The 16,734-nt window shown below is 67.2% G+C and carries 13 protein-coding genes; 5 read left to right on the plus strand and 8 right to left on the minus strand.

All coding sequences use genetic code 11. The annotated features are described in order from the left end of the window. Position 1: 1 nt before the first annotated feature. The 5 genes from AC1RLW_RS21075 to AC1RLW_RS21095 form a co-directional block, all read right to left on the minus strand. On the minus strand, positions 2–1,180 hold the full coding sequence (locus AC1RLW_RS21075) for an MFS transporter (protein WP_369630730.1): 1,179 nt from the start codon (positions 1,178–1,180) through the stop codon (positions 2–4). A 105-nt stretch (positions 1,181–1,285) separates the two neighbouring features. Beyond that, on the minus strand, positions 1,286–1,750 hold the full coding sequence (locus AC1RLW_RS21080) for a YidB family protein (protein WP_095948391.1): 465 nt from the start codon (positions 1,748–1,750) through the stop codon (positions 1,286–1,288). 100 nt (positions 1,751–1,850) lie between these two features. Beyond that, positions 1,851–3,206 carry a M20/M25/M40 family metallo-hydrolase gene (locus AC1RLW_RS21085; RefSeq protein WP_493194893.1) on the minus strand — a complete coding sequence of 452 codons (1,356 nt, stop codon included), beginning with the start codon at positions 3,204–3,206 and terminating at the stop codon, positions 1,851–1,853. Between the two features lie 106 nt (positions 3,207–3,312). Beyond that, positions 3,313–4,044, minus strand: coding sequence for a 16S rRNA (uracil(1498)-N(3))-methyltransferase (locus AC1RLW_RS21090; RefSeq protein ID WP_493194894.1), 732 nt, complete (start codon positions 4,042–4,044; stop codon positions 3,313–3,315). 79 nt (positions 4,045–4,123) lie between these two features. Next, the gene (locus AC1RLW_RS21095; RefSeq protein ID WP_493194895.1) at positions 4,124–5,221 is read right to left on the minus strand and encodes an aminoglycoside phosphotransferase family protein; all 1,098 of its coding nucleotides are present in this window, start codon (positions 5,219–5,221) and stop codon (positions 4,124–4,126) included. Between the two features lie 132 nt (positions 5,222–5,353). Here AC1RLW_RS21095 and AC1RLW_RS21100 point away from each other — a divergent pair, with 132 nt between their 5' ends. Genes AC1RLW_RS21100 through rsmA form a run of 3 tightly spaced genes read left to right on the plus strand, consistent with a single transcriptional unit; the run spans position 5,354 to position 10,162 of the window. Then, complete coding sequence (locus AC1RLW_RS21100; RefSeq protein ID WP_493194897.1) at positions 5,354–7,945, plus strand: LPS-assembly protein LptD; 2,592 nt, start codon at positions 5,354–5,356, stop codon at positions 7,943–7,945. Positions 7,946–7,964: 19 nt separating this feature from the next. Next, positions 7,965–9,368, plus strand: a complete 1,404-nt coding sequence (locus tag AC1RLW_RS21105) for a peptidylprolyl isomerase (RefSeq protein ID WP_070063345.1) — start codon at positions 7,965–7,967, stop codon at positions 9,366–9,368. A gap of 26 nt (positions 9,369–9,394) precedes the next feature. Further along, positions 9,395–10,162 carry a 16S rRNA (adenine(1518)-N(6)/adenine(1519)-N(6))-dimethyltransferase RsmA gene (gene rsmA / locus AC1RLW_RS21110; RefSeq protein WP_493194899.1) on the plus strand — a complete coding sequence of 256 codons (768 nt, stop codon included), beginning with the start codon at positions 9,395–9,397 and terminating at the stop codon, positions 10,160–10,162. 283 nt (positions 10,163–10,445) lie between these two features. Here the strand turns inward: rsmA and AC1RLW_RS21115 are convergent, their stop codons facing one another. The 3 genes from AC1RLW_RS21115 to AC1RLW_RS21125 all read right to left on the minus strand — a co-directional run bounded on the left by AC1RLW_RS21115 (position 10,446) and on the right by AC1RLW_RS21125 (position 13,864). Continuing rightward, entirely contained in the window at positions 10,446–10,871 is a 426-nt protein-coding gene (locus tag AC1RLW_RS21115; RefSeq protein ID WP_095747788.1) for a barstar family protein, read from the minus strand. Between the two features lie 50 nt (positions 10,872–10,921). After that, positions 10,922–11,335: a guanyl-specific ribonuclease gene (locus AC1RLW_RS21120; RefSeq protein ID WP_056574987.1), complete on the minus strand. Its 414-nt coding sequence runs from the start codon at positions 11,333–11,335 to the stop codon at positions 10,922–10,924. 180 nt (positions 11,336–11,515) lie between these two features. Then, positions 11,516–13,864 (minus strand): NADP-dependent malic enzyme, encoded by a 2,349-nt coding sequence (locus tag AC1RLW_RS21125; protein WP_095948384.1) that lies wholly within the window; start codon positions 13,862–13,864, stop codon positions 11,516–11,518. A gap of 176 nt (positions 13,865–14,040) precedes the next feature. Here AC1RLW_RS21125 and AC1RLW_RS21130 point away from each other — a divergent pair, with 176 nt between their 5' ends. Both AC1RLW_RS21130 and AC1RLW_RS21135 read left to right on the plus strand, forming a co-directional pair. After that, positions 14,041–15,090: an SPFH domain-containing protein gene (locus AC1RLW_RS21130; RefSeq protein WP_493194901.1), complete on the plus strand. Its 1,050-nt coding sequence runs from the start codon at positions 14,041–14,043 to the stop codon at positions 15,088–15,090. A gap of 106 nt (positions 15,091–15,196) precedes the next feature. Beyond that, on the plus strand, positions 15,197–16,678 hold the full coding sequence (locus AC1RLW_RS21135; protein WP_493194902.1) for a DUF4178 domain-containing protein: 1,482 nt from the start codon (positions 15,197–15,199) through the stop codon (positions 16,676–16,678). Positions 16,679–16,734 lie beyond the last annotated feature (56 nt).

The raw sequence follows: 16,734 nt of genomic DNA on the forward strand, positions 1-16,734 counted from the left end.
CTCAGGCCTTGGCCACCGGCGCGCGCCGGCGTTGCGTCTGCGCGAGCCAGAGCAGCGCGGCGCCGGTCAGGGCCACCGGCACCAGCGAGCCGTAGTTCAACAGCTGCCAGCCCTGCGTGGTCACGAGCACGCCCGAGGCGAACGAGGTCAGCGCCAGCGTCGCGAACACGCAGAAGTTGAGCGCGCCCTGGGCCCGGTCGCGCTCCTCGGCCGTGTAGGCGGTGAGCGACAGCGTCGTGCTGCCGGTGAACAGGAAATTCCAGCCCACGCCCAGCAGGAACAGCGCCACCAGGAAGTGGTGCAGGTCCACGCCCGACAGCGCCACCACGATGCAGCCGAGGTTGAGCGCCAGCCCCACCCCCATCACCGGCAGCGCGCCGAAGCGGCGGATCAGGTGGCCGGTGAAGAAGCCCGGCGCGAACATGCCGATCACGTGCCATTCGAGCACCAGCGCCGCGTCGGAAAACGGCAGGCTGCAGATTTGCATCGCGATGGGCGTGGCGGCCATCAGCAGGTTCATCACGCCGTAGCTCAGCGCGCCCGCGGCGGCCGACACGATGAACACGGGCTGGCGCATGATCTCGCCCAGCGGCCGGCCGCCGCCCGCTTCCTTGCGGGTCGGCGAGGGCGGGAATTCGATGAAATGCATCACCGCCATCGAGAGCAGTGCCACCGCCGCCAGCGCGATGTAGGCGCCGGCGAAGGGCACGGAAAGCGCTTCGCGCGTGAGGGTCGCCAGGTTCGGCCCCGCCACCGCGCCGATCAGGCCGCCGGCCATCACCATCGACACGGCCTTCTCGCGCCAGGCCGGCAGTGCCAGCTCGGCTGCCGCGAAACGGTAGAGCCCGGCGTTGGCGTTGTAGTAGCCGGCGACCACGGTGGCGAAGCACAGCAGCCAGAAGTTCTTCGAGGACGCCGCGTAGGCGCACAGCAGCGCCGAGCCGACCGCCACCGCCAGCCCGATCTGGAACGAACCGCGACGGCCGAAGCGCTGCTGCGTGCGCGCCACCAGCCCCGTGCTCAGCGCGCCGCCCACCACGTAGCCCATCACCGGCAGCGTGGCCATCCAGCCCTGCGGCGCGATGCCCAGGCCCACGAGACCGTTGATGGCGATGAAGGTGACGTTGTTGGTCAGGAGCAGGCCCTGGCAGATGGCCAGGAGCCACAGATTGCGATTCATGGGGCGCGGTTCTACGCGATTGGGCGGCGAAGGCAAGGCGCCGGCCAAAAAAAAGCGCCCTCGCGGGCGCCGGAATTCTGAGAATGAAATTCGCCGGGTGGCAGGTCAGGTCGGCTTGTTGCCTTGCAGCAGACCGCTGAGCGAGCCCAGCAGGTCGTCCTGGTTGCCGAGGCCTTGCTCGGGCACCTTGCCCTGCGGTGTGAGCTGGTTGATGAGGGCCGGCAGCATGGTGGCCAGCATCGGCAGCAGCATTTGTGCGTTGATGCCGAGTTTGGAGGCGATGGCGGCGATCGTGTCGCCGCCCAGCGCGTTCTGCAGCTGATCGCCCGACACCGGCTTGTTTTCACCGTTGCCGATCCACGAGCCGATCACGTCGCCCATGCCCGCCTGCTCGAATTTCGAGACCATGCCGCCGAGGCCGCCCTGCCCGCCGTTGTTGGCAAGCAGGCCGCCCAGGGCGCCGGCGAGGCTTCCGAGATCTCCCAATCCCCCGAGGCCACCGCCTTGCGGTTGCTGCTGCTGTGCAGCGCCTCCTAGCACCTGACCGAGTACCGAATCGAGCAACCCCATGACCATTCCTTGGTGTGTGACAGAAACGCTCACATTTTCCAATGTGGCGACCCGCTTGCCGAAAGTGGCGCGGCCACTTTCGAACTGGCAACGTGACAAATTACTTGCTGCGTGCTGCGCGTTTCGGCAGGAGCGCGGGACTGACGCCCTGCACACCGACCAGGCCGAGCACGGTGACGAGCGAATTCTGCGCGCCTTTCCATGCATCTGTCACGTCAATCGACTCGCCCAGCGAGTGGAATCCGCCCGACTTGCCGCCGCCGCCGATGATGATGGCCGGGATGCCCAGCGAAATGGGAACGTTCGCATCCGTGCTGCCGCCGCGCAGCAGCGTCTTGTGGCCGAAAGCACTGTTGGAACGCGTGGCGGCCTCGACGATCACCGAGTCGGGCGGCGTGCGGCCGCCCGGGCGGTCGCCGATCAGCTTGGTGCTCACGCTCAGGCTGCTCACGTTCCAGCGCTTGTTCTCTTCCGCCACGGCCTCGTCGAGCGTGGCGAGGATCTTCTTCTCGGTCTCGAGCAGCGAGGCCATGTCGTCCGAGCGGATGTCGATGGCCATGCGCGCATCGGGCGCGATGGTGTTCACCGAGGTGCCGCCGCCGACGGTGCCGACGGTGAAGGTGGTCTTGGGGAAACTCGGCGTGCGCACGTCGGCGATCTTGGCGATCGCGCGGCCCATGCCGTGGATCGCGCTGGGCACCTGCCCGAAGGCGCCGAAGCTGTGGCCGCCCGGGCCCTTGAAGGTGACTTCGTAGCGGTGGCTCGCGGTGCCGAGCACCAGCACGTGGCCGTCCGGCGAGGGCTCCAGGCCGACCATGCCGTCGATGTCCAGGTGGTCGCGGAAGATGGCCTTCATGCCGCGCAGGTTGCCCAGCTCTTCCTCGCCGACGTTGGCAACGATCATCAGGTCGCCCACGGTTTGGATCTTGTTGTCGTTGAGCACCTTGAGCCATGACAGCAGCACCGACAGGCCGCGCGTGTCGTCACCGATGCCGGGCGCGAAGAGCTTGCCGTCGCGCTCCTTCACCTTGACGTCGGTGCCGGCCGGAAAGACCGTATCGAGGTGCGCGGAGATCAGCAGCTTGGGGCCGTTGCCCGTGCCCTTGCGCAGGCCGATCACGTTGCCTTCGGCGTCGATCTTCGCGTCGGGCAGGCCGAGTGCCTTCAGGCGTGCCAGGAAGGCTTCGGCGCGCTTCTGTTCCTTGAAGGGCGGCGCTTCGATCTCGGTCAGCGTCTTCAGCTCCTCGACCGTGCGTTCGTGGTCGGACTTGACCGATTCCAGCAGCTTGCGGATCGCGGGCGAGGCCATGAGCTGGGTGTAGGCCTGGTCGACCGCGGGGCTGACCTGCGCCGGTGTGGGCGCAACGGCCTGGCTTTGGGCGTGAACGGCGGGCATGGCGCACAGCGCGGCCAGGACAAGGGGGGCGAGACGAAACGCGCGGGATGAACGAGGCATGGGGGGAGCGGTCCTTCCGGGAGGCGGATTGAACAAGGAAAAACGAAGCGGCCATTGTTCCGCAGGCGCCCGGTGTGCGCCTCGCGGAAAACACCCCCCGAACCGCTCAGGCGCCGACGAGCGACACCAGCGCCGCGAGCGCCGCGGTTTCGGCGCGCAGCACCCGCGCGCCGAGCGTGGCCGGTGCGAAGCCGCGCGCGATGGCGTCCTGTTCCTCGGTGGCGCTGAGGCCGCCTTCGGGACCGCTCAGCACGAGCGCCGGTTGCGCGGTGGGTGTCTCTGCGGCCACGGCAGTGACGGCGCGCGTGCCCTCGGCCAGGCTCAGCACCAAGCGCGTCGTTGTCGTATCCGTGGCGGTAGCGCCGCCGAGCCAGCCCGCGAAGGACTGCACCGGATGGATCACCGGCACGCGGTTGCGACCGCACTGTTCGCAGGCCGCGACGGCGATGGCTTCCCAGTGCGCCCGTTTCTTCTCGGCGCGCTCGCCCGACAGGCGCAGCACGCCGTGCGCCGTGGCCAGCGGCTGGATGCTGGTCACGCCGAGTTCGGTGGCTTTCTCGACCAGCCAGTCCATGCGCTCGTTGGCCGGCATGCCGACCGCCAGGTGCACGGCGCGAGCCGCTTCGCGTTCGATGGACGTGTGGGTACCCACCGTCACGGCGACCTCGCTGCGGCCCATGCGTTCGACCGTCGCGCTGTACTCGCCGCCCGCGCCGTCGAACAGGGTGAGCGTGTCGCCGGGCTGCATGCGCAGCACCTGCACATGGCGCGCGGCGCCCGGCGGCAGCGCCAGGCTGGCGCCGGCGGTCAGCGGCACGGAGCAGTGAAAACGGGGCATGCGATGAGATCAGGAGCTGATGGCGCCCGTGGTACGGGCGCTACAGCGATTTTCTTTTTTGGCTTTTTTCAGTTTCTCTTCAGACTCGGCCGTAGGCGAAGCCGGTGACGGCCGTGGTGCCCTCGACCTCGTCGATCACGCGCAGCAGCGGCTTCAGTTCGATGTAGCGGCTGGCGGTGGCGCGGATGTAAGCGATGAAGCGAGGTGTGTCGGCCAGGTAGCGCGGCTTGCCGTCGCGCAGCGTGAGGCGCGCGAAGATGCCGGCCACCTTGAGGTGGCGCTGCAGACCCATCCATTCGACCGCGCGATAGAAGGCGCCGAAGTCCTGGTCGACCGGCAGCCCGGCCTTGCGCGCGGCGGTCCAGTAGCGGATGGTGATGTCGAGCACGAACTCCTCGTCCCAACTGAGGAAGGCGTCGCGCATCAGGCTGGCGATGTCGTAGGTGATCGGGCCGTAGACGGCGTCCTGGAAGTCGAGCACGCCCAGCGGCTGGCCGGCATCGTCGCCCACCATCAGGTTGCGCGGCATGAAGTCGCGGTGCACGTAGACGCTCGGCGACGCGAGGTTGTTCTCGACGATCAGCGCGAAGGCGCGGTCCAGGCGCTCTTTCAGCTGGCCTTCCACGGCCACGCCGCGGTGCTTGCCGATGTACCACTCGGGAAAGAGCGCCAGTTCACGCTCGAGCAGGGCCCGGTCATAGGGCGGCAGCACGCCGGGCTTGGAGGCGAGCTGCCAGCGGATCAGCGCGTCGATGGCCAGGTCGTAGAGCGGCCGGTTGGCGTCCGGGCGGGCCGGATCGATCACGTCGAGCATGGTCTGGCGGCCCAGGTCGTCGAGCAGCAGGAAGCCGTGGTCGCGGTCCCATTCGAGCACCTGCGGCGCCGTCACGCCGGCTTCGGCCATCAGCTGTGCCACCTGCACGAAGGGGGCGCTGTTTTCCTTGTCGGGCGGCGCATCCATCACGATGCGCGTGCGGCCGTCGGTGGTGTCGAGGCGGAAGTAGCGGCGAAAGCTCGCGTCGGCCGACGCCAGCCGGACGGTGTCCGGGCGCAGTTGCCGGGCGTCGGCAATGCCGGCCAGCCAGCCCCGGAACGCTTCGGCCCGCTGCGGATCTGTCCAGAGAATGGCCTGGGCGGGGTGTGGGGTCGTGGACGCCGGGGTCGAAGGTGCTGTCATGGATAATCAATTCTACAAATCCGCCTGGCGCGGCACCCCTGCTCGAGGTCGATCCGACCGGGCGGGGTGGCTGCCGGACCCCGCAACCCGCCGGCTTGCCGCGCCGTCCCGACGATTTTTCGTTCCGAATCGATGCCTACGACCCCACGCGCTGCCTTGCGACGTTCGAGCCCGCCGCTGCCACTGGCCGTGCTGTCGCTGGCGCTGCTGCACGCGCATGGCGCCTTTGCCCAGCAAGCCGGTGTGCTTGAGGGACCGCTCACGCTGAAGCGCACGCCGCTGCTCACCGAGACGCTGACGCCCGTGCAACGCAGCCAGCTGCCCAGCCTCGTCACCGGCGACCGCATTTCCGGTCGCCCCGACCTCGAGACTGTGGTCGAGGGCAACGCCACGCTGCGCCGCGGCCCGGTCGCCATCACGGCCGACCGCCTCGAGTACTACCAGCCGGACGACCGCGCCAAGGCCACCGGCAACGTGCGGGTCAACCAGGCCGGCAACGTGTACGAAGGTCCGGAGCTGGAACTCAAGCTCGAGACCTTCGAGGGTTTCTTCAACAACGTGCGCTACCGCTTCCTCGCGACCGGCGGCCACGGCGAGGCCGAGCGCATCGACTTCGTCGACTCCAACGTCTCGATCGCGCGGCGCGCCAGCTACACCACCTGCCGCCGCGAGGACTTCCCCGGCTGGATGCCGGCCTGGCTGCTGACCGCCGCCACGCTGACCACCGACACCGAGGAAAACGAAGGCGTCGCCATCGATGCGCGCATGAGCTTCATGGGCATCACGACGCCGCCGATCCCGCGCGTGACCTTCCCGCTGTCGAACGAGCGCAAGAGCGGTCTGCTGCCGCCCACCATCGGGCTGGACAACACCAACGGCTTCGAGGTCGCGCAGCCCTACTACTGGAACATCGCGCCCAACCGCGACGCCACCTTCACGCCCACGCTGATGAGCAAGCGCGGGCTCAACCTGGCCAGCGAATTCCGCTACCTCGAGAAGGACTACAGCGGCAGCATCCGCCTGGACCTGATGGGCAGCGACCGCCTCGTGGGCCAGCGCTACAACGAGGCGCGCGCCGAGCAGCTGCAGAAGCTGAACAACGGCGAGATCGCGCTCAAGGACCTGAACTTCGGCAAGCCGCCCGACAGCAGCAAGCGCTGGGGCCTGTGGCTCAACCATCGCCACGACTTCGATGCCAAGGCGCTGGGCCTGGACTCGCTGTCCGCCAGCCTCAACATCAACCGCGTCAGCGACAACGACTACTGGCGCGACTTCACACGCACGCCGACGCTCGCGCAGCGGCAGCTGCCGAACGAAGGCTCGCTGAACTGGTCCAAGGGCGACTGGAGCGGCGCCGTGCGCGCCCTGCGCTACCAGACGCTGCAATACAACCTGTCGCCGGTCGTGCCCTCGTACGACCGCGTGCCGCAGATCACGGCCAACTACGCCAAGTACGACTGGCACGGCTTCGACGTTTCGCTGAACACCGACTACTCGCGCTTTCGCGTCAACAGCATCCTGGCCGGCCAGCCCGGCTTCGACCTCAATCAGCAGTCGCAGCCCGACGGCGACCGCGTGTTCGCGCAGGCGGCGATCAGCCGGCCGTTCCTTACGCCGAGTTCCTTCGTCATCCCCAAGCTGCAGCTGCACGCGACCTCGTACAACTACTACCTGCCGCAGTCGTCCATTCCGAAGGTGTCGGTCAACGGCATCGACTACGTGAACGGGATGCCGTACAACCCGAGCCAGCTGTACTTCTTCCCGACCTCGTCGAACCGCGTCGTGCCGACCTTCAGCCTCGACAGCGGCTTGGTCTTCGAGCGCGACGCCAGCTACTTCGGTCGCGCCTTCCGCCAGACGCTGGAGCCGCGCGCGTACTACGTGTACACGCCGTACCGCAACCAGAGCATGCTGCCGAACTACGATTCGGCCGCCAACGACTTCAGCTTCGCGACCATCTACACCGAGAACGCCTTCTCGGGCGCCGACCGCATCTCGGACACCAACGCGCTCACGCTGGGCGTCACGTCCCGCCTGATCGATCCGGGCACCGGCGTCGAAGCCGTACGCTTCGGCATCGCGCAGCGCTTCCGCTTTGCCGACCAGAAAGTCACGCTGCCGGGCGTCGCGCCGGTCACCGACCGCACCAGCGACCTGCTGCTGGGCGCCCAGATCAACTGGACGCCCAAGTGGAGCCTGGACACGCTGCTCCAGTACAACCCCGATTCGCGCCGTTCCACGCGCAGCGCGATCAGCGCGCGCTACAACCCGGGCCCGTACCGCAACCTCAGCGCCGCCTTCCGCTACCAGGCGCCGAGCACGCCCACGGCCACCGACGGCAACAAGTCGATCGACTTCGGCTGGCAATGGCCGCTCAACGACCTGTGGGGCGACAAGGGCAAGGACCTCGGGCCGGGCAAGGGCGAAGGCGGTGGACGCTGGTACGCCGTGGGTCGCTTGAACTACAGCCTGCAGGACAAGAAGCTCACGGACGGCGTGCTCGGGGTCGAGTACGACGGCTGCTGCTGGATCAGCCGTGTGGTGCTGCAGCGCATCACCACCGGCCAGGTGACGGCCAACACCCGCATCATGTTCCAGCTCGAATTCGTCGGTTTCTCCAGCATCGGCTCGAGCCCGATGCAGGCGCTGCGACAGAACATCCAGCGCTACCAGCCGCTGCGTCAACCGACCGAAGCCCCGAGCCGCTTCACCAATTACGACTGAAACGACGACCGTCCACGCCATGAAACACATCCGTTCCCTCATCACCCTGGGTTGCCTTGCGGCCATCGCCGCAACGGCTGGCGCACAGGGCTTTCGTTCCGGCAGCGGCATCACGGACATCATGCGTGCCGGTCCCCGGATCGTGCCGCCGGCGGCGCGCCCTGCCGGTCCCGCGGCGGCGCCGGTGCAGCGCGCGGCCGAGTACATCGTGGCGCTGGTCAACTCCGAGCCGATCACCAACACCGAGGTGCAGTCGCGTGTCACGCGCCTGATCCGCGAGAACCCGGACGCCGAGCGCGTGCCGCGCGCCGAACTCACGCGCCTCGTGCTGGAGCGCCTGATCACTGAGCGCGCGCAGCTGCAGCTGGCGAAGGAAAACGGCATCAAGGTCGACGACGTGGCGATCGACCAGGCCGAGCAGACCGTGGCCCGCCAGAACGAGATCAGCCTCACCGAGCTGCGCAGCCGCGTGGCGGCCGAGGGCATCTCGCCGCGCGAATTCCGCAACGACCTGCGCGACCAGTTGCTGCTCACGCGCCTGCGCGACCGCGAGGTCGAGTCCAAGGTCAAGATCAGCGACATCGAGGCCGACGAGTACCTGCGCGAACAGCGCGAAAGCGCCGTCAAGAACAACGCCCTGCTCAACCTCAACATCGCCCAGCTGCTGGTGGCCGTGCCCGAGAACGCCACCGAGGCGCAGGTCGCGACCGCGCAGAAGAAGGCCACCGACCTTGCACAGCGCGCGCGCAGCGGCGAAGACTTCGCCAAGCTGGTGCGCGAGAACTCCGACTCGCCCGACCGTGCCAACGGCGGCGCGCTCGGCCTGCGCAGCGCCGACCGCTACCCGCCGGTGTTCGTCGAGGCCACGCAATCGACCGCGGTGAACGGCATCGCCGGGCCTGTGCGCTCGGGCGCCGGCTTCCACGTGCTCAAGGTGCTGACCAAGGCACAGGTGGGCTCGTCGGATGCGTCCATCACCCAGACCCAGGTGCGCCACATCCTGTTGCTGAACGACCCCAAGCGCACGACCGCGCAGGCGGTGGCCCAGCTGCAGGAATTCAAGCGCCGCGTGCAGGCCGGCACCGCCGATTTCGCCGGCCTGGCGCGCGACAACTCGCAGGACGCGAGCGCCAAGGAAGGCGGCGACCTCGGCTGGTCGCGCCCCGGCCAGTTCGTGCCCGAGTTCGAGGAAGCCATGGACCGGCTCACGCCGGGCCAGATCAGCGACCCCGTGGTGTCGCGCTTCGGCGTCCACCTGATCCAGGTGGTCGGCCGCCGCGAAGCCAAGCTGAGCCAGTCGGAGCAGCGCGAAGCCGCACGTGCCGCGCTGCGCGAACAGCGCGTCGAAGAAGCCTTCGCCACCTGGGTGCAGGAAGTGCGCGCGCGCGCCTACGTCGAATACCGCGAGACGCCGCAGTCCTGATGGCCGCGGCAGCGCTCTAGGCCGCGATGGCACAGCACATTGCAAGAAAGCGGTTCGGACAGCACTTTTTGTCCGACGGCGGGATCATCGACGGGATCGTGCAGGCGATCGCGCCGCAGCCCGGCGATGCGATGGTCGAGATCGGGCCGGGGTTGGCGGCGCTCACGCAGCCGCTGGTCGAGCGGCTCGGCCGCCTGACGGTCATCGAGCTCGACCGCGACCTGGCCAAGCGGCTGCGCGAACATCCGCAGCTGGATGTCATCGAGTCGGACGTGCTCAAGGTCGACTTCGCCGAACTCGCGGCCAAGGCCGAACCGAAACCGCTGCGCGTGGTGGGCAACCTGCCCTACAACATCTCCACGCCGATCCTGTTCCACCTGCTGGGCTATGCCCACCTGATCGCCGACCAGCACTTCATGCTGCAAAAGGAAGTGATCGACCGCATGGTGGCCCGGCCCGCCACCTCGGACTACAGCCGCCTGAGCGTGATGCTGCAGTGGCGCTACGACATGGAGAACGTCCTGTTCGTGCCGCCCGAGAGCTTCGATCCGCCGCCGCGCGTGGACAGCGCCGTGGTGCGGATGGTGCCGCTCGCGCAGCCGCCGGCGGTCGATGCGGCGCGGCTTGGCGAGATCGTGCAGGTCGCCTTCAGCCAGCGCCGCAAGATCCTGCGGCACACGCTGGGCAAATGGCTGGGGGAGCACGGCTTCACCGGCGAATTCGACATCCAGCGCCGGGCCGAGGAGGTGCCGGTGGCCGAATACGTTGCACTGGCCCAGGCCGTTCCCGCATGAAAAAAGCCCGTCGATGACGGGCTTTTTTGTGGCGGTGAGCGTTGCTGTTAAGCGGCGGCCAGCCAGTACCCCGCGTTGAAGGGGCTGCTCATGCGCAGCGCCAGGGGCGACACGTCGACGAGCTTGTCCGTCGGCATTTTCTCGCCGGCCGGCTCGGTGCTGGCGGCCGGCGTGGCCGCGGCGGCTGCCGTGGCGGTGGTGTTGACTTCGATGCCATCGAGGGTTTCAGCGGTCGGCTGAGCCTCGTTCGCCCGTTCTGCTTGGCTGGTGGATGCAGAACGGGCTACAGAAAAGAATAGAAGCAGCGGAACGGGACCTTGCGATCGCCCCAGTAGTCCGAAGCGTCGCGGAAGATGTCGAGCAGTTGCTCGCGCGCTTCCTTGTCGAACTTGGCGTTGGCCGGGATCTGCTCGAGCACGATGACGAAACCAGGCTGCGGGCCCGATTTATGCAACGGGTCGGTCATGCAGTCGTACAGCGCGTCGAAGTTCTTGCCGAAGTGCGCCGGGAAGGTGAACTGCTGGGCAATCAGGTCGAGCACGTCCTGCTTGGTCTGGGCGTTGCCCAGGTTGGCGTACAGGAAGTGCTGGCCGGCCGCGTTGGCGGCATCCTGCAGGTCGTTCACGCGGAACGCGCGGATCGATTGCACGATGTTCGGGCGTACGGCTCGAAGGGATAAGGTCATATCCGCTGGTCTTTCCATAGTCATCATCATCTCGTCGGGGCGCTTCGGGGCGCCGCTCAGGTCGTTGTCATCGCTCATGGCGCAATCCGTCTGAAACTCGCATAGTGGTCCGCCGTGTACCAGCAGGCTTCGGGCGCCGTGCGCTGCTCGCCACCGCAAACGATTCGCCGGGCACCGCGGTTGCGCGCGCCGGGCGTTGGCACCGTGTATTCGCGGTAATGCCCGCGGCGTGCCGCTGGCAGGATGCGTTCGCGATTGCCGAATACCGTGCCGTCTTTGTCGTACCGGAAGGGGCCACCGTCAAGGATGGCCTGGTAGGTTCGCTGGCCCTGGACCGGCAGATCGGTCAGGGCAATCGATGCCTCGGAGGACGTTTTGTCGGCGCCGAACCATCCGCGGGCCTCGGCCCCCGTCGTCAGAGCCACCAGCATCAAGCTGGTGAGCGCAAACTTAGTGACAGAGGACGTGATCGAGGCGTAAGCCGCCATGGGGCACCACAAGAAAAGAGCGGGGGGTTTGAATTGCGCTCAACCTCGGGGTTAACCCGCAAATTCAAGCCCGCGAGTGTGCACCACGCTGGCGAAAATAGCAAGCGACTGCCCAAAGTTTGAGCAGTCGCGGGGGCGGAAAGCGACGCCTTAAGTTGGCGTCCACTCTCGCCAAATGGCCTATCTCTCGGCGTTTGCGTCGGCCACTGTCAAGGCTGTCATGTTCACGATGCGGCGAACAGTCGCGCTCGCCGTGAGAATGTGCACAGGTTTGGCCGCGCCGAGCAGAACCGGGCCGATGGCGATGTTGCCGCCGGCCGCGGTCTTGAGCAGGTTGTAAGAAATGTTGGCAGCGTCGATGTTGGGGAACACCAGCAGGTTGGCGTCGCCCGCGAGCGCGCTGTGCGGCATGACGACCGCGCGCTGCTTGCTGTCCAGGGCCACGTCGCCGTGCATTTCGCCGTCCACCTCGAGCCAGGGCGCCTGTACGCGCAGTAGGTCGAGCGTCTTGCGCATCTTGACGGCGCTGGGCTCGTTGCTGGTGCCGAAGTTGGAGTGCGACAGCAGCGCGGCCTTCGGCTTGAGGCCGAAACGCATCATTTCCTCGGCCGCCATGGTCGTGATCTCGGCCAGCTCTTCGGGCGTCGGGTCGTAGTTGACGTGCGTGTCGACCAGGAACACCTGGCGGTCGGGCAGCAGCAAGCCGTTCATGCAGGCGTACACGGGCACGTCCTGCGGGGTGCTGGCGCAGCCGCCGGGGCGCTTGCCGATCACCTGGTCGATGTAGTGCAGGTGGATCAGCGTGGTGCCCCAGGTGCCGCAGATCATGCCGTCGACCTCGCCCTTGTGCAGCAGCATCGCGCCGATCAGCGTGAGGCGCCGGCGCATCTCGATCTTGGCGGTCTGCACCGTCTGGCCCTTGCGCTCGGTCATGCGGTGGTAGGTCTGCCAGAAGTCGCGATAGCGGTGGTCCTGCTCGACGTTGACCACGTCGTAGTCGAGCTCTTCCTTCAGGCGCAGGCCGAATTTCTCGATGCGCTGGGCGATGATGGCCGGACGGCCGATGAGCGTCGGGCGCGCCAGGCCTTCGTCCACCACGATCTGCGCGGCGCGCAGCACGCGCTCTTCTTCGCCTTCGCAGTAGGCCACGCGCTTCTTCGGTGCGCGCTTGGCGGCGTCGAAGATCGGCTTCATGGTGGTGCCCGAGGCGTAGACAAAGCTCTGCAGCTTGTCGCGGTAGGCGTCCATGTCCTTAATCGGACGCAGCGCCACGCCGCTTTCCTCGGCCGCCTTGGCCACGGCCGGCGCGATCTTCATCATCAGGCGCGGGTCGAAGGGCTTCGGAATCAGGTATTCGGGGCCGAAGCTCAGCTTTTCACCGGCGTAGGCAGCCGCGACGCGTTCGCTCTGCTCGGCCTGGGCCAACTCGGCGATGGCGTGCACCGCGGCAATCTCCATCTCGTCGGTGATGGTGGTCGCGCCCGAATCGAGCGCGCCGCGGAAGATGTACGGGAAGCACAGGACGTTGTTGACCTGGTTCGGGTAGTCGGTGCGGCCCGTGGCCATGATCACGTCGTTACGCACCGCATGGGCGTCCTCGGGCGCGATCTCGGGATTCGGGTTGGCCAGCGCGAAGATCACCGGTTTGGGCGCCATCTTGGCGACCATTTCCGGCTTGAGCACGCCGCCGGCCGACAGGCCGAGGAACACGTCGGCGCCAGCGATCACTTCCGACAGCTTGCGCATGTCGGTCTTTTGCATGTACTGGCGCTTGTCGTCGTCCATCAGCTCTTCGCGGCCTTCGTAGACCACGCCGGCCAGGTCGGTGACGAACACGTTTTCGCGCTTCAGGCCCACCTTGAGCAGCAGGTTCAGGCAGGCCAGCGCCGCGGCGCCCGCGCCCGAGGTGACCAGCTTCACTTCGGCGATGTTCTTGCCGGCCACCTTCAGGCCGTTCAGCATGGCGGCCGCCACGGTGATGGCCGTGCCGTGCTGGTCGTCGTGGAACACCGGGATCTTCATGCGCTTGCGCAGCTCGCGCTCGACGTAGAAGCAGTCCGGGGCCTTGATGTCTTCCAGGTTGATGGCGCCGAAGGTGGGCTCCAGCGAGGCGATGATCTCGACCAGCTTGACCGGGTCCTTCTCGTCGATCTCGATGTCGAACACGTCGACGCCGGCGAATTTCTTGAAGAGAACGCCCTTGCCTTCCATCACCGGCTTGGAGGCCAGCGGGCCGATGTCGCCCAGGCCCAGCACGGCGGTGCCGTTGGAAATGACACCCACGAGGTTGCCGCGCGAGGTGTACTTGAAGGCGTTGGCCGGGTCCTTGACGATTTCCTCGCAGGGCGCGGCCACGCCGGGCGAGTAGGCCAGCGACAGGTCGCGCTGGTTGACCATCTGCTTGGTCGCCGCGATGGCGATCTTGCCGGGGACGGGAAACTCGTGGTACTCGAGGGCGGCACGGCGCAGCAGGGCGCGCTTGTCTTCCGGGGTGGGGGTCGAAGGGGACGATGCGGTCGAATCGGACATGTGCCGTTGCTCCTGGTGGCGCTTCTTCTGGGGGCGCCGATTGTAGACCTCGGTCCATTCCGCCCTACGCCGCATGGCCGGTGGCAGGCATGACCAAAAGCACGGGGCACCGTCAAGGCCCTGTGGCAATATGTGTGGCTGGGACACAAACCGACAACATCTCGAGAGGAACGACCATGGCCCTGATGGATTTCATCAAGAAACAGTTCATCGACATCATCCAGTGGACCGAGTCCGGCGATGGCACGCTGGCCTGGCGTTTCCCGATGGCCGAGATGGAAATCCAGAACGGTGCCTCGCTCACCGTGCGCGAGTCGCAGATGGCGGTGTTCGTCAACGAAGGCCAGGTGGCCGACGTGTTCGGCCCCGGCATGTACAAGCTCACGACGCAGACGCTGCCCGTGCTCACGTACCTGAAGAACTGGGACAAGCTCTTCGAATCCCCCTTCAAGAGCGACGTCTATTTCTTCAGCACCCGCCAGCAGGTCGACCAGAAGTGGGGCACGCCCCAGCCGATCACGATCCGCGACAAGGACTTCGGCGCCGTGCGCCTGCGCGCCTTCGGCAACTACAGCTTCCGCATCGGCGATCCGAAGCTGTTCCACACCGAAATCTCCGGCACGCGCGACATCTACTCCGTGGCCGACCTCGACGGCCAGCTGCGCGGCCTGGTGCTGCAGAACATCAGCAACGCCATCGCCTCCAGCGGCCTGCCCTTCCTGGACCTGGCGGCCAACCAGATCCAGTTCGCGACCGCGCTGGCCACCCAGCTGGTGCCCGAGTTCGAAAAGATCGGCATCAAGCTCGAGAACATCACGGTCCAGAACGTCTCGCTGCCTGAAGAGCTGCAGAAGATCCTCGACCAGAAGATCGGCATGGGCATGGTCGGCAACGACATGGGCAAGTTCATGCAGTACCAGACGGCGCAGGCCATCCCCAAGTTCGCCGAAGGGGCGGCCGGTGGCGGCGGCATCGCGGGTGACGCGATGGGCCTGGGCGCCGGCGTGGCGCTCGGCCAGGTGCTGGCGCAGAACCTCGCGCAGGGCCTGAGCCCGAACGCCGCGGCCCAGGCTGCGGCCACGACGCAGCAGCCGGCCGTGGCCGTGGTGAGCGCCGCCGACGTGATGACCACGCTCGAGAAGCTCGGCGAACTCAAGGCCAAAGGCATCCTCACGCAGGAAGAGTTCGACGCCAAGAAGGCCGAACTGCTGAAAAAGCTCGTCTGATTCGTCGCAATGTTTTCGATAGCGACTGACGCCCGCCCAGCGGGCGTCAGAGGCCTTTTTGGCTTGAATCATTCGTGGCCGGCCGCGCCATCGCACCCGGTGCGCCATGGCTGAGGAAACCGGCTCCCAACGCTACTACCGCGCGCCCTGCCCCGGCTGCGGCGCGCCGGTCGAATTCCGCTCGGCGCAATCGACGCACGCGGTCTGCCCGTACTGCCAGAGCACCGTCGTGCGCCAGGGCGACACGCTCGCGCGCACCGGCAAGATGGCCGAGCTGTTCGATGACTTCAGCCCGCTGCAGCTGTTCGCCGCCGGCCGCATCCAGGACAAGCCCTTCACGCTGATCGGCCGGCTGCAGTACACCTACCCCGGCGGGCGCTGGACCGAGTGGATCGCCGCGCTCGACGGCGACCGCACCGGCGTCCTCAGCGAGGACAACGGCGCCTACGTCTTTGCGCTGCCCTTCGACCTGCAGCGCGCCGCGCCGCCGCCGACCGACCTGCGCGTGGGCGCCACCACCGCCTTCGCCGGCCAGAGCTACACCGTCGCCTCCAACGAACAGGTGGCGCTGACCTCCGCGCAGGGCGAACTGCCGCACCTGCCCGAGCTCGGCCAAGCGTTCGCGATGGTCGAGCTGCGCAACGACAAGGGGCTGGTGCTCAGCATCGACTACGGCACCGCCCCGCCCACCGCGTACCTCGGCCGCTCGGTGCAGCTGGACGACCTGCAGCTCACCGGCCTGCGCGACGAATCGGCGAAGGACGAAAAGGGCCGCAGCTTCAACTGCCCCAACTGCGGCTCGCCGGTCACGGTCAACCTGGCCGACAGCAAGAGCATCACCTGCGGCTCGTGCAACAGCATCATCGACCTGTCGCAAGGCATCGGCGGCGAGCTCAAGCACGCCGAGCAGAACGAGCCGGTGCGCCCGCTCATCGCTTTGGGCAGCATGGGCCAGCTGCAGGGCGCGCAGTGGCAGGTGGTGGGCTTCCAGCACCGCATGGGCCAGGAGCCCGGCGACGACGAGCAGTTCGGCTGGGACGAGTACCTGCTGTACAACAAGAAGCGCGGCTTCAGCTTCCTGGTCGATGCCGAAGACGGCTGGAGCATGGTCAAGCCGACCACCGGCGCGCCCGTGATGGCCGAGAACGGCACCACCGCCACCTACCTCAACAAGCGCTACCAGCAGCAGTACGCCTACAACGCCGAGACCACCTACGTGGCTGGCGAGTTCTACTGGCAGGTCGAGCGCGGGCAGAAGACCTTCAACCGCGACTTCGCCAGCGGCGGCGCACTGCTCTCGATGGAGCGCTCGGCCAACGAGCTGACCTGGTCCTCGGGCAGCAAGATCGACAGCGGCGCGGTGGCCACGGCCTTCAAGCTCGACGCCAAGAAGGACCTGTTCTCGCGCGGCGACGCGCTGCCCGTGAGCGCCGCGTCGGGCATGGGCTGCGGCACGATCATCCTCGTCATCGTGGTCATCCTCTTCGTGCTGATCATGATGAGCAACTGCAGCGGCGGCTCCTCGAGCGGGTACCGCAGCTCGGGCGGTTCGTACGGCGGCTACTCGAGCGGCGGCGGCCACAAATGACGAAGATCGCGCGCAGGCGCTCTCTTGTTTCTCTCTTTATTGCTACGACTGGAGGT

The sequence above is a fragment of the Variovorax sp. GW822-FHT04A09 genome (assembly GCF_058801005.1).